The sequence below is a fragment of the bacterium genome (genome assembly GCA_020444065.1).
In the GTDB taxonomy this organism is placed as follows: domain Bacteria; phylum Sumerlaeota; class Sumerlaeia; order SLMS01; family JAHLLQ01; genus JAHLLQ01.
This window is the reverse complement of sequence record JAHLLQ010000001.1, coordinates 186813-200765: the sequence shown is the minus strand read 5'-3', so window position 1 is coordinate 200765 and position 13953 is coordinate 186813. Positions and strand designations below refer to the sequence as shown.

8 protein-coding genes and 1 tRNA gene are annotated in these 13953 nt (G+C 58.5%); 4 read left to right on the top strand and 5 right to left on the bottom strand.

Annotated features, from left to right (window positions below):
- Nucleotides 1-42: 42 nt before the first annotated feature.
- Genes KQI84_00780 through KQI84_00770 form a run of 3 tightly spaced genes read left to right on the top strand, consistent with a single transcriptional unit; the run spans nt 43 to nt 4946 of the window.
- On the top strand, nt 43-1179 hold the full coding sequence (locus KQI84_00780; GenBank protein MCB2153393.1) for a polysaccharide export protein: 1137 nt from the start codon (nt 43-45) through the stop codon (nt 1177-1179).
- Nucleotides 1180-1233: 54 nt separating this feature from the next.
- The gene (locus KQI84_00775) at nt 1234-3537 is read left to right on the top strand and encodes a polysaccharide biosynthesis tyrosine autokinase (protein MCB2153392.1); all 2304 of its coding nucleotides are present in this window, start codon (nt 1234-1236) and stop codon (nt 3535-3537) included.
- Nucleotides 3538-3554: 17 nt separating this feature from the next.
- Complete coding sequence (locus KQI84_00770) at nt 3555-4946, top strand: 1-acyl-sn-glycerol-3-phosphate acyltransferase (protein ID MCB2153391.1); 1392 nt, start codon at nt 3555-3557, stop codon at nt 4944-4946.
- On the opposite strand, the gene KQI84_00765 is transcribed toward KQI84_00770, so the two are convergent.
- From KQI84_00765 to KQI84_00745, 5 genes are all read right to left on the bottom strand, one after another.
- The gene (locus KQI84_00765; GenBank protein MCB2153390.1) at nt 4943-6484 is read right to left on the bottom strand and encodes a hydantoinase B/oxoprolinase family protein; all 1542 of its coding nucleotides are present in this window, start codon (nt 6482-6484) and stop codon (nt 4943-4945) included. The two genes, KQI84_00770 and KQI84_00765, sit on opposite strands and share 4 nt — an antisense overlap.
- A gap of 2 nt (nt 6485-6486) precedes the next feature.
- Nucleotides 6487-7296 (bottom strand): SDR family oxidoreductase, encoded by an 810-nt coding sequence (locus KQI84_00760; protein MCB2153389.1) that lies wholly within the window; start codon nt 7294-7296, stop codon nt 6487-6489.
- A complete protein-coding gene (locus KQI84_00755) occupies nt 7293-9494 on the bottom strand; it encodes a hydantoinase/oxoprolinase family protein (protein ID MCB2153388.1) in 2202 nt (733 codons plus the stop codon). The genes KQI84_00760 and KQI84_00755 overlap by 4 nt, the downstream gene beginning before the upstream one ends.
- A 1-nt stretch (nt 9495) precedes the next feature.
- On the bottom strand, nt 9496-9903 hold the full coding sequence (locus KQI84_00750) for a secondary thiamine-phosphate synthase enzyme YjbQ (GenBank protein MCB2153387.1): 408 nt from the start codon (nt 9901-9903) through the stop codon (nt 9496-9498).
- Between the two features lie 68 nt (nt 9904-9971).
- Nucleotides 9972-10048, bottom strand: a tRNA-Val gene (locus tag KQI84_00745).
- Nucleotides 10049-10279: 231 nt separating this feature from the next.
- On the opposite strand from KQI84_00745, the gene KQI84_00740 reads away from it, so the two are divergent.
- Nucleotides 10280-13903, top strand: coding sequence for a hypothetical protein (locus tag KQI84_00740; protein ID MCB2153386.1), 3624 nt, complete (start codon nt 10280-10282; stop codon nt 13901-13903).
- Nucleotides 13904-13953: the final 50 nt, after the last annotated feature.

The following is a 13953-nucleotide window of genomic DNA, read 5'->3' as shown; positions in this document are numbered from 1 at the left end:
CGGGGGCGGTTTTACTTTGTCTCAAAGGTGATTGACCAAATCATGACACTTGGCACCTGGAAACGCATTTTTCCCCTGTTCGCGCTGCTTCTCGTCGCGAGCGCTTCGATCCTGACGACCGGCTGCGCACGTACTGCCAGCGATCCGGTGATCGGTCCAGCCATCGATCTGAGCGAGCAATCGACTCCAGAATCGCTCGAACGACTCATCGCCAGTGCGGAGATGCAGATCAGTCGCGGTGAACCCTATTACATCGGACCTGGCGATGTGATCGCGATTCAGTTGATCGGACGCGAAGACATCCTGACGGATCGCGACGATGAGCCGGGAGTGGAATTCAAGGTCACCGGCTATCCGATGCTGGCGCTGCCGTTGATTGGCGCGATCAAGGTGCATGGCAAGAGCGCCGAAGAACTCCAGCAGGATCTTCGTGTGGCCTATCGCGAGTACATCAGCGATCCGCAACCCGTCGTCGTGATCAAGGAATTCAATCGCAATAAAGTTTCTGTTCTGGGATCAGTCGTGAAGCCCGGGCGGTATCAGATCGAGTTCGGCGATACGCTGATCGATGCCATCTTCAAGGCCGGCGGATTGAGCATGGGCGGCAGGACAGGCGGCATGGCGCCCGGTCGCTACTTGAAGCTCTATCGCCAGAAGCTATCGCTTCGCCAGGAGGCCAGCATGTCTGTCGACGACTTGGTCCAACTGATCAGTGAGGACGGCAAGGTCCTGCCTCGCGACGAATACGTTATTCCTATCGAACAGTTCGTCTTCCACGGCGTTCTTGACTACAATGTGCCGCTGCTGCCGAATGACATCATCTATGTCCCGCCCGCAGGTACTTGCATGGTTCAGGGCAAGGTCTGGGACCCCGGTGTGACTTTCCTGGGCCCCAGCGTGATGACCGTGACCCAAGTGATCGTGGAACGCGGCGGCATGCGTTTCGGCGGCGACTCCGATATCGAAGTCGTGCGCAGCGGTCGCGACGGCCAGCCTGTTTCTTACTTCATGAATGCGCGCGCAATGTTGTCCCGCGATACGGAAGACTTCGCCTTGCAGGATGGTGACCAGGTTTTCATCTACGGACATCCAGTCCGCATGTTCCTGGAGTGGTTCGCGAAGTTCTTCCAGGGCTCGGTGAAGGCCGGTGCTTCGGCGACCTATAACCCGGTCGGCTGAGGCCAGCCCGAAGTTCATCCCTGAGGGAATATCAGTCGAGGAAAGGCAATACTCGTGAGTAATATCGATCATAGGAACGCAGATGAAACGCCCTCTCGGAACGAGGGGAGAGGCACGGGACTGCGTTCCGAGTTTGACGAAGGCGGAGGATTCGACGTCCGCGAATACGCCGGGATCTTGTGGCGGAGAAAATGGATCATTCTCTTCTCCGTCCTGATCTTCATGTTCATCGGCGTTTTCCAACTTAAGAAGTCGACGCCCATGTACTCCGCCTCGAGTATGATCAAGTACGAGCCGACCTCGACGCAGATCGTCGAATTCGGCGAGATCGGCCGCTCCGTCAGCTACGTCGACGAGATCAAGACGCAGGTCGAGATGATCCGCAGCCCGCGTGTCACCAAGATGGTGATCGACGCGCTGGGATTGATGGATAATGTGAAGCACACGCCGCGCGAACTATCGCCGGTTGAGAAGGTGATCGCCTGGACACAGGAACAGATGCGCAATATCCGGAAGATGGTCATTCCGCATCGCCCGGTTCCTGTCGACCCGAAGGAGTTGGAACTCCAGGGTGCGATTGCGAATCTGCAGAGCCGTGTCGGCGTTCGCCAGCACCTCGAGACGAAGCTGATTCGCATCTCCGTGACGCACCCCGATCCGATCCGCGCCGCACGCATTGCCAATGAATACAGCGTCCAGTACATACGGAGCCTGAACGAGGATAAGAGCGAGTCCTATCGCTACGCGATCACGTTCCTCCAGAATCAGATCGATGATACGAAGGATCGCCTCGAAAATGCCGAGAAGGCCCTCTACGAATATAAGGGCGATTCGGACTTGCGCGTGATGGAGCAGAATCTCTCGATCGCAGTCGAGACGATGAGAACTCTGAGCGCGAGCATCGAGGATACGAAGAACGAGATCTCGATGTACGAGGCAGAGGCCAAAGCAGCCGAGGAATCCGAAGTTCGCAGTTATCTACTGACAGAAGATCCCACCTACGTGGCGTTGTCGGAGAAGCGCAACGAACTCGAAATCGAACGGATTGCGATGGCCGCGGAGAACGAGCCGGATTATCCGCCGCTTCGTCGACTTGAGCGTCAGATCACCGCTCTTGCCGACCAGATCACCAGTGCCACGGGTCGCGTGCGTACCGAGGCGGCGGGTCGTGCAAAACTGGCCAGGATGCGTCTCGATGCTCTCCAGGATCGTCTTGGCGAAGCAGAAGAACTCGTCCAGCGTCTGCGTGGAGAGATGGTGCAGTACAACGTGCTGCAACGCGAAGTCGACTCGACGAAGGAACTGTACGATTCACTTCTGTCGCGTTTCAAGGAGATCAACGTCTCGGCCGATATCGAAGGGTCGAACGTAACGATTTTCAGCGAAGCCGGCGTTCCGCGCTTCCCGTCGTCGCCCGACTTCACCACGACCATGGTGTTGTTCACGTTCTTCGGTGGCTTTCTTGGTGTGGCGCTCGCGCTTGGTCTACACAAGCTCGATCGCAGCATTCACACGCCGCAGCAGGTTGAGACTGAACTTGGTCTGGCAAGCCTCGGCATGGTGCCTTACCTGGGTGGGACATTCAAGATTCCGCTCGTGAGGCGTCGCCAGCGCCGCCGGATTCAGTTGATCGACGACTCCGGCTCCATGTCCGGCCAGGCGGAAGCTTTCCGCTTCCTTCGCACGTCGCTTCAGTATTCAACGGCTGGGCATTCGCCACAGGTTATCGTCGTGACGAGTTGTTTCCCACGTGAGGGCAAGTCGACCGTCGCCTCGAACCTCGGCATCGTGTTCGCCAGCCGCGGAGAGAAGACTCTTCTGATCGATGGCGACTTGAAGCTGCCGATTACACATCGCTGCTTCCAGATCAACAAGCGCCCGGGTCTCTCTGATATTCTGACAGGCCAGTGCGAATGGCGCGAAGCGCTGCACACCGACGTCAACGGCGGCCTGGATGTCATTCCGGCCGGGCATGATTCCCCCTCCCCGGTGGAACTGCTCGAAAGCGATGCGATGATGAAGTTGATCACGGATCTTCGGAAGGAATACAAGACGATCATCATCGACTCCGCGCCACTGCACGGAATGGCCGACTCCTTCGTCCTCGGCAAGAAGGTCGACGGCGTCTGTCTGGTTGCCAACATCGGCCGCACGCGTCGCGATATACTAGAAAGCGTAACGGACTCGCTTACCAGCATGAACGTTCGCATCCTTGGCGTTGTGTACAACAACCAGGTGAAGCGCAGCCAGAAGTCGACTGCCTACTACTATGGTTACGAGTACGGAAAGCGCTACAACGTGCGCCACCGCCGCGGCTATCGCGAAGAAGAAGAGACGGAGTCGAACGACAACAACTGATCCAAGGACGGCAGCGGATGAAGGCTCTACTCATACTCCTTGTGCGCCTTGCCGTTGCAGTTTTCTATCGAAGAATCGATGTGTCCGGGCTGGAACGTCTGCCGCGTTCCAGCCCGGTCTTGTATGCAGCCAACCATGGCAATTCACTGGCTGATGGGCTTGTACTGATGGCGAAAATGCCACGACCTCCGGCGTTCGCATCGGCTGTGTTCCTGTTTAAGAAGCCTGTACTCGGTTGGTTTCTGCGCAAGCTCGGGTGCGTGCCGATTCATCGCGCGATCGATGCGGGTGCGGATCCCTCCGATAATCGGAAATCACTGGCAGAGCTCGGCGACAAGTTGCGCACAGGGCAAACGGTGGCGATCTTCCCGGAAGGTATCTCGCGACACGAACCGAAGGTGCAGAAGATCAAGGTTGGGACGGCAAGGCTGGCCTTTGGTGCGGAGGAAGCTGCCGGCTGGAATCTCGATCTTCACGTGGTGCCTGTTGGCCTGCAGTGGGAGGACTCTCCGCGATGGCGCAGTGCCGCGCGCATCGTTGTTGGCGAGCCCATCGCTGCAACCGATTATCTGGAGACATACAACGAGCACCCACGGCGCGCGATGACCGAGTTTACGCGGGATCTGGAGTCGCAACTTCGGAGTCTCTCGCTTCACGCCAATTCGTGGCAGGAGCGCACCGAGGCGATGCTGGCAGCGCGTTCGTACATCGCAGAATGGAATCGTGGCGCGGTCAAGCAGCCTCCGGCGATCGATTCTCCCGAACAACAGAGCCAGGCAGGTTCATCGACCGCCGAGCTTTTCCTGGTGTGGCGTAAGCGGGCGGAAACACAGGCGCCCGAAGATGCCGCGCGTATCTCCCGCCGTCTCACGAGGTTCGGTCGTGCATTGGATGCTCTCGGATTGCGGCCGGATGAACTCGACTCGGCTTCCTCGATGTCGCGAGTCGCAGCACGACTTGCGATGAGATCCGCAATGTGGATCATTGGGCTTCCAATTGCCGCATGGGGACGAGTGAATGCCTACATAGCCGAGCGAGCTGTCGTTGCATTCGAGCGTCGGTTCAACCCGGATGGCATCGTTGCGCATTCGACCTGGTTGCTCATTCCGGGGCTTGTGATCGCCCCGATCTTCTTTGCGATCCAGTCGGCAATCCTGATCGCGCTTCTGATCTGGTTTGGAGTCTCGTGGTGGCTATCTATTCTCGCCGGATTAGTATACTTCGTGTCGCTGCCAGGTGCGTGGATTGCCAGTTTGCGCTTCCGCGATCTGCGCCAGGATGGAATTCGTTGGGCGCGCGCCGCAAAGATCCTGCAGGGGCGAAGGCGCCTGATTCCGCGATTGCTCAGAGAACGTGCAGCCATTTCGCGACAGGTCGAGAGCCTGATTGGGACACTGTCCGAGTCCTAAGTCTTCGAAAGTCCATATCCGCCGCCTCCCGGCGTTTCAACAATCAAGCGATCATTCACTTGTAATTCGATGCTCGCACTTGGACTCAGAGAGCAAACGCTACCATCGCTTTTCACTATGCGCTGACGGCCGATCTGTCCGGGCTCGCCACCTTCCATACCGAAGGGACGTTCGACGCGGTGCTGTGTCAGGAGGGAGACCTGCACTGGTTCCAGGAAGCGCAACTCGCGCACCGCTCCATCTCCGCCGCGAAATTGACCAGCCCCACCGGATCCCGTTCGAATTGCGAAGCGCTCAACACGCACCGGGTACCGATGTTCGAGAACCTCCGGATCGGTGATGCGCGTGTTTGTCATGTGGGTATGCACCGCGTCGGCTCCACCGAAACCAGGGCCTGCTCCTGCGCCGCCGCAAAGCGTCTCGTAGTATCCGAATCGTTCATTCCCGAACAGCGTGTTGTTCATCGTGCCCTGTCCGCATGCCATCAGGCCAAGCGCCTTGATGAGCGTATCGACGAGACGCTGGCTCGTCTCTACATTGCCTCCAACAACGGCTGGCGGGGGAGAGGCTTCGAAGTCTGGATTCAACATCGAGCCCATCGGAATGCGCAGCGTTACGGGCGCGAGGAGCCCTTCGTTCAATGGCAGCGGCTCATCGACGAGCAGGCGGAGGACATAGATCACGACGCTGCGCACGATGGCCGGAGTTGCATTCAGATTTCCAGGATGGATTGGTGCAGTGCCTGCGAAATCTATTATGGCGTCTCCATCGGAGACTTTGATTCGAACGCGCAACGGGGATCCGTCATCGAGACGTTCTTCTGCTTCGTAGACTCCGTCCCCTCTTCTACGCAGCGCCTCGCGCATCCGGCGCTCGGCTCGCGCTTTTAAGGCGGACATTGCTCCAGTCAACGCTGTGATTCCGTCCTGTTCTGCCAATGCACGCAAGGCCTCGGTGCCGCGATGGTTTGCTGCCACGGCCGCAGCCAGATCGGCGAGATTCTCCTCAATCAGACGCGTTGGATAACGTCCGCCCGTTAAGATTGATCGAATCTCATCCCACTGGGCTTTTCCCTGTCGGACAAGCAGGCGAGGAGCGATGATCACGCCTTCCTCATCAAGAGCAGTCGCGCTCGGGGGCATGGATCCCGGAGTCGCGCCGCCGATCTCTGCGTGGTGCGCGCGCGTTGCCACAAAGCCGATCAGTTCACCCTGGCAGTGCACCGGCGTCACAATTGTCACGTCGGGCAAATGCGAACCGCCGTAAGCGGGATGATTCGTGATGGCCACATCGCCGGGCTGCAGATCCAGAGCAGCTTGGACCTGCTGAACACACAGGCCAAGTGCACCGAGGTGAACGGGAATGTGCGGCGCATTCACCACCAATTCACCACGAGCATCCAAGACCCCACAGGAGAAATCGAGCCGCTCCTTCACATTTGTCGACATCGCAGTGCGGCGCATCAGTTCGCCCATTTCCCAGGCAATGGCGCGCAGGCGATTCGTGAATAGCTCGAGTTGGATCGGGTCGGCGTGCATGACTATTTCTCTCCGATCGGGGCTAATACCCAAGCCGCCAGCCGCGTGACCCATGAGCGAGGAACGAATCGTTGGATCTGGATCGCGGCCCGGTTCTTCCAGCCAGGAACGTAGACGCTCTTGCCGCGACGATATACTAAAAGGCATTCGCGAACGGTGTCGCCCACATCCGCAAAAAGGCTTTCCTGCTGCATTCGATACGGCGGCCCGGCGTTCAGGTGGAACTCTGTCCTTGTCATGCCCGGACACAGCGCCATCACGCGAATCGGAGTTCCATGCAGTTCTTCGCGCAGCGATTCGGAGAACATATAGAGGTAAGACTTCGTCGCACCATAAACGCCGGTGTAGGGACAAGGCTGGTACGCCGCCAGCGACGCGAGGTTGATGATACCTCCACGCCCGCGCGCGAGCATTCGCTCGGCAATGGATCGGGCCAACAACGTAGCGGCGACGATGTTTACATGCAGCATGGCTCGCGTGGCTTCATTTGTATTCTCGACGATCGCCCCGTGAAAACCAAAGCCTGCGTTATTGACAAAAAGCGTTGGCACGATCCGTTTCTCATCCAGGAATCGCAGCAGCTTGTCCACGCCCCCTGGCTCTGCCAGATCGGCTGTCTCGATCAGCACGCGGACTCCATACTTCGCATGCAGTTCATCCCCGAGTTCCTTGAGTCGGTGACGTCGCCTGGCGGTGAGAATCAGGTGGTAGCCGTCAGCCGCGAGTTGCCGCGCAAATTCCGCACCGAATCCGGCCGATGCACCCGTGATGAGCGCAATGCGTTGTCTGCGAGCCTTGCTGCTTCGCGTCATGGTTCTCTCCTCAGAACGATGGCTCTTACCGCGTCGATGCTCGCAGTCCAGCCCGATTCGACGACGGTGGCGCTGTGTGCTTCGAAGATCAAGGCAGGACCGATAACTTGCGCTCCTGCTCGCAGCTCGCTACGGCGATACGTCGGAACTTCGCCGACGCTCCCTGCCGGCTTTGGCATGTATGCAATTGGAACTGTTGCGTTCTGTACTTCAGTACGCGGTCGCTCGGACACCACCAACCGGAGAGAAACGACCTCCAGCGGGCGCGACTCCGGGCGATAGCCGTAGAGAGCCTCGTAGCGGCGTTCAAAGTCCTTCTGAAGGTCACTGGGATCATCCAATTCGATTGCGAGCGTCGCGTCTTGACCGGCGAATCGTACGTTGGCGATGCGCCGGCGGATGACAATGCGATCGCGCACGAGCCCCTCGCATTGGAGGGCTTTCATCGCCTCTTCTGCCAAGTCGTCCAGCCAGGTAGTGATTGATTCCACGATGTCTGCAAGTGGAGCAAGGACTGAGCGTTCTGCAAACCGTTCAATCATGGCATGACCCAGACCAACCGCACTCAGAAGGCCGGCGTCTTCGGGAACGAGGATCGTGGTAATGCCAAGAAGTTCTGCAACGCCACAGGCATGCTGTGCACCTGCCCCGCCGAATGCGACCAGCGTGTGATCGCGCGGGTCGTAGCCCTTTCGGACGGAGACACGGCGAATCGCTTCCGCCATGCGCTCGTTTGCGATCGCCAGGAAACCCTCGAGAAGTTCTCTTTCCGACATCGTCGTTCCGGTACGTTCGCACAGCGCGCGGAGTGTCTCTTCGAGCCGCTGCTGGGCGTCGTCCGGGAAGATCGGAATTTCGAAGGCCGCAGGATTCAATCGTCCGAGCAGCAAGTTCACGTCGGTCAGAGACAGCGGCCCGCCTGCGCCATAGCACGCAGGACCCGGCGACGCGCCGGTGCTTTCCGGACCGACTCGTAACCTCTCGCCATCGAATTGACAAACGGATCCGCCGCCGGCCGCAACTGTCTCGATTGCAAGCGCGGGCGCTACAAGGTGTGCGTCGCCGACGTCGTGCTCGAAGATGTACTCGAAGTCGCCGTCCCAGCGCGACACGTCGGTGCTCGTACCGCCCATGTCGAAGCCGATCAGTCTTGTGAACCCCGATTTCGTTCCGGCACTTGCGATTCCCGCAACCCCGCCCGCCGGCCCGCTGAGCAGACTGTCTTTCGCACGATAATCCTTGGGCTGAACCAGACCGCCTGCACTGGTCATAACATGCAGAGTGCGAAGGCCGGGTCCCGCCTGGCTAGCAACGTTCTGCAGATAGGCATCGATCACAGGCGAGAGGTAGGCATTCACAACAGCCGTCTGAGCGCGCCCGAGAATGCCAATCTGTTCAGCCAGATCGCTCGACGCGCAGACGTATCGAAAGCCACGCTTACGCAGGCGATCTGCCAGCGTACGCTCGTGCGTGCTGTTGCGATGACTATGCAACAGAGCCACTGCCGCGGATTCGATTCCTGCGTGGAGTAATCTCTTGATGGAGTCATCAAGGGCTTCGACATCCAAATGCTGCAGAACAGAACCGTCAGCCGCCAGGCGCTCTTCGATCTCAATTGCCTCTGCGTACAGCGGCGCCGGCTTCTTGATCTCCAAGGCAAACAAGTCGGGACGTTGCTGTGTGCCAATTCGCAGCAAGTCGCCAAAGCCACGTGTGATGAAGAGCGCGGGTGGAGAACCGCGCCGTTCGAGCAGCGCGTTTGTACCGCGAGTCGTCGCCAGGCGAAGCGTAAAGGAGGGAATGGATCCGTTTGCGGCAACCCCCAGAGCGACACGAGTGGCCAGGATGGGGGCTTCGTCCGGGGAGCACAGTTCGAAGGCATCCCCAGGCTTCAGCTCAAGCGGGCCGTCGATAGAAAGCTCGCTTTCATTCGGATCAAATCCGGAGACGCGCGCTGCTAAAGCTGATTCATCCAACCGCGCGCAAGTGAACCCAACTGGAAGATCCTTCGGCAGGCCGGCCAGTCCTTCGACACGATAGCGCCCGCCTTCGAGAACCTCCGTCACACGGCCGCGCAGCGCGCTGCTACTCAGGACCTTTGCCCGGCGGACTTCGCCGGACGGCGCGATAGCCAGGCAGTCCGTGAAGGTTCCGCCAGTATCGACCCAAACACTCCAGCACGAGTTCTGTTCGGTCAAGTTACTCGCCCACGTGAATGACGATGTTTCGCGATCCGCTTCTCCGCCGATGTTCCCACAGATAGATTCCCTGCCAAGTGCCGAGCGCAAGTCGCCCGCCCAACACCGGGATCGACAGCGTCGTGGATGTCAAAGCGGCCTTGATGTGCGACGGCATGTCGTCCGGCCCTTCCATCGTGTGCGTATAGAGCGGATCGTCTTCCATCACCAGTCGGTTGAGCCAATTCTCCAGATCGTGGCGGGCGGACGGATCGGCATTCTCCTGAATCGTCAGGCTGGCGGATGTATGCTGCACCATGACCGTGCAGAGCCCTTCGCTGATGCCGGACTCGTGCACGACTGCCGCGACCTGGCCGGTGAACTCATGCAGCCCCTGTCCGGAGCCCTTGACGCTGATTCGTTTGACCATAACGTGATCCTCTGCCGTCGAAATCGAAAAAAGGGCCTCTCGCGGAGGAGAGGCCCTGGAAAGCTCGGTGGTGGGTGGTACAAGAGTCGAACTTGTGACCTCCGGCATGTGAGGCCGGCGCTCTAACCAACTGAGCTAACCACCCCCCGAAACGAGGGGAATCTATAGTGACCTCCCCCGGGCTCGGGCAAGGCCAAAGTGGGGGAGAACGAGGATTTTGCCGATTCCCGATCAATCATACTGCCCTCCAGGCCGATGACGCGATGAATTCCCAGATTCCCATTGTAGCACGGAAGAGGGGGCGTAGATTCGACACCGCGTTATTCATTTCCGCGAACTTTCATTGTCGACCATTCTCGCGTTTGGGGAGATTGAGATGAGACGCTGGTTTCCCATCGTCCTTTTAGTAGGGGCGCTGCTCGCTGTTTCCTCCGATTCTCAAGGGGGCCAGATCAGTGTCACGTGGATCGCCGACAATGGGTGGGGGGCTCCCTCCAGTTGGTCCCCGGCCGTTATCCCTGACAATAATCCATCAACGACCTGTTTGGCCATCATCGATGCGAATCCAGGCACGAATGCTCTTGCGGTATTGTCCGGGTCCTACACGATCGATGGGCTGGACGTGGGCGCGGGGGATTCGCTTCAGATAGGCGCCGGATCGGTACTGAGCATCGTCTCCGACTCGTTCACGAATGATGGTTCGGTCGACCTGCCTGGCGGCGCCAGTCCCGCAATCTTGGAAGTGTCAAGTGGCAGCACCATCCATGGTACAGGGCAGATCAGCCTCTCCCAATCCTCCGTTCTCGCGGCAACCGGCGGAACATCTTGGACGATCGGGGCTAGTCAGACGATTCGCGGAAGCGACAGCGCGGAAGTTCGGAAGCCGACGAATCTCGGTGAGATCGTCGGCGAATCGCCCGGCGCTCTGCGAGTGAACGGTGGAGCGAACCAGGGGCTCATTCAGGCCTCATCCGGGGGGCAGATCTCACTCGAAGGCACGATCGACAACACGGGTGGAGTGATCGATGGAAACGCGGTCTCGACTGCAGATATCACTGGCGGTGATATCTCGAACGGCGCGCGCTTTCAGGATTCCACAATTCGTGGCGTTTCGCTGGAAGTCTACAATCAACTCAACCCCGGAGATACGCTGCATCTGGATGGCGACATCACCAACAACGGAACGTTGCAGGTCTTTCAAGGGTTCATCGATGCCGCAAGTTCCTCGATCGTGTCTGGCTCCGGCGAGTTTTATCTCGACAGCGCAGTGCTCGATGGGACTTCTGCACCATTCGTTAATGGACCCAGCCACACGATGCGAGGTGGGCTCGGCACTGAGTTGCGCAATCTCCACAACCTGGGACAAGTTGCAGGGGAGAACCCGGGCGATCCTCTTCGCTTTATTGGTGGTGTCAACCAAGGGACCATTCTCTCCAATTCCATAAACGCGGTCTCTTTGGAAGGGACAATCGATAATACTGGCGGTGTGATCGAGGGCACAGTCGTTTCGCTGGCAGATATCACCGGCGGAACGCTTGCCAATGGCGTCAGGTTTCAGAATTCCGTCATTCGAGATGTGACCCTGGAGGTTTTTACTGAAGGGCAACCTGGCGACCAACTCACTCTCGATGGCCAAGTCACGAACAATGGTACTCTCCAGGCATTCGGCATGACCATCGCCACGAGTGGCACGGCTCTGCTCTCAGGTCCAGGCGAGTTCATTCTGGATGGGGCGACTCTCGATGGAACTTCCGCCCCCTTGACCAACGGCCCGACTCACACGATTCGCGGGGGCAACCTCGCCGAGGCACATAACGTTTACAATCAGGGGACAATTGCCGGCGAGTGGCCGGGATCGCCTCTGCGAGTCATCGGCGGGTCGAACGTAGGAGTTTTTCAATCTTCTGGTTCGAACTCACTGACGCTCGAAGGGAGCATCACAAATACCGGCGGGGCGATCGATGGTCCCGCTGTGGCATTGGGCAGCATCACGGGGGGAACATTGAGCAATGGGGTCCGCTTTCAAGACGCGGTCATTCGCGATGTGACCCTTGAAGTATTTACCGAGATGCAGCCTGGGGATCACCTGACACTCGATGGCGAAGTAACGAACAACGGAACACTGCAGGCTTTCAATGCCACCATCGCCAGCAGTACAACAAGCCAACTTCTGGGAATCGGCGAGCTGATAACCGATGGGACGATCATCGATGGAACCGCCGCGCCATTATTCAACGGCCCCGGACACACAATCCGTGGGGGAAATCTCGCCGAACTGCGAGATCTTCGGAATCTCGGAACCATTTCGGGCGAGTGGCCGGGGAGCCCTTTGCGAATGATCGGTGGGACGAACGAGGGAGTCATTCAGTGCATGGCATCGAACGCGCTTACTCTCGAGGGCGTCATCGACAACACAGGTGGCGTAGTTGATGGCTCGGCTGTAGCGCTTGGAGATCTGACGGGCGGGACCTTGTCCAATGGAGTTCGTTTCCAGAATGCTGTTGTCCGCGATGTGACGCTGGAAGTCTTCACGGAAGCGCAGCCGGGCGATTCGTTGATTTTGGACGGGGACCTGGTGAATAACGGAACCCTTCAGGCCTTTGGCGCCACGATCGCAACGAGCAGTTCAACAGTGCTGTCAGGTCCGGGAGAACTTATTCTGGATGGCGCCATCCTCGATGCGAACACGGCCCCTCTGTTCAACACAGCGAGTCACACGATTCGGGGAGGAAACTACTCCGAGATTCGAGGCATAAGGAACTTCGGCCTGATCCAAGGCGATTGGCCCGGAGCACCATTGCGTGTGTTAGGTGGAATAAACCGGGGTTTGATTACTGCCTCCGGTTCCGATGCCCTCTCCGTGGAGGGCACCATCGATAACAACTCGGGAACTATCGATGGGCCGGCTAATATCTATGCTATCGTTGCAGGAGGTGTGATCGCCAATGGAGGCCGGTTCACGAGCGCAACTCTCAACTCCGTAGCACTGGAGATCACCAATGAAGTCCCGGATGGGGGAACGCTGGTTCTCGATGGTGGCGTTACAAACAATGGCACACTGATGATGTCCGGACTCACGGGTTTGACGCTGGCAAACGCGACTCAAACGCTCGATGGCCTCGGAGAAATCCTGATGGACGGAGGCATGAGCATTGATGCCGCCCCTGGAGCCATCCTGACTCAGTCATCCTCTCATCGGATCCAGGGCAACGGGGCAATCCTTCATGGTGCGGGCGGCTTCCGGAACGAAGGGCAGATCGTCGTCGATTGGGGGACGATGACCGTTCAGCCGGGCGCTGAAGGATTCGTGAACGCGGGCGTGCTGCAGGTCTCTTCCGCCGGAGTCCTTGAGTTTGTCGGGGCTGGAGCCACTCAAGAATCAGGTTCGATGCTCGTGGAAGGGGCTGTGGTCGCTCCTGCTGGAAGCCTCCTGATCCAAGGCGGCACAATTGGCGGGAATGGTAATGTCCAGGGAACTCTCGAGCTTGCAGGAGGAACTGCGGCGCCAGGCTTGTCAGCGGGAACTCTGACAGTGGACGGGGATTACTCGGAAACTGCAGCGTCGGCACTCGAAATCGAGATCGGCGGCTACGTTCCCGGGCTCGAGCACGACTTGATGGCAATCACAGGGAACGCGGGCTTCGCCGGAAACCTGCATGTCCAAGTCATCGATGGCTTCGTGCCAGCTTCAGGCGATGAATTCACGGTCGCAACGTACAGCTCCCACTCGGGCTCTCATTCCAGCATCCTCGGGAGCAATCTTGGTGGGAATCTCTACCTGATTCCATCCTATGGGGCGACGAGACTCACTTTGATTGCAGCTTTGGCCGGAGATCAGAATGGTGACGGAGAAGTCGTGCTCTCAGAGTTCAATCAAACCGTTCTGGCATTTCGCGGTCTTCGTTCTGCTCCACTGTCCTCCGACCTGGATGGGAATGGGATCATTACAATCGACGAACTGAACGCTGCGTTGCAGAGTTACCGCGCAAGTTTGCACTGACCTCTCACATTTCCGATTTCCCTCGTTCGCCCGTCTCCTCATAGTGCCGG

Coding starts and splice junctions, on each gene's coding strand:
- KQI84_00780 (MCB2153393.1), top strand. CDS start 43: ATGACACTTGGCACCTGGAAACGCATTTTTCCCCTGTTCGCGCTGCTT.
- KQI84_00770 (MCB2153391.1), top strand. CDS start 3,555: ATGAAGGCTCTACTCATACTCCTTGTGCGCCTTGCCGTTGCAGTTTTC.
- KQI84_00765 (MCB2153390.1), bottom strand. CDS start 6,484: ATGCACGCCGACCCGATCCAACTCGAGCTATTCACGAATCGCCTGCGC.
- KQI84_00760 (MCB2153389.1), bottom strand. CDS start 7,296: ATGACGCGAAGCAGCAAGGCTCGCAGACAACGCATTGCGCTCATCACG.
- KQI84_00750 (MCB2153387.1), bottom strand. CDS start 9,903: ATGGTCAAACGAATCAGCGTCAAGGGCTCCGGACAGGGGCTGCATGAG.
- KQI84_00740 (MCB2153386.1), top strand. CDS start 10,280: ATGAGACGCTGGTTTCCCATCGTCCTTTTAGTAGGGGCGCTGCTCGCT.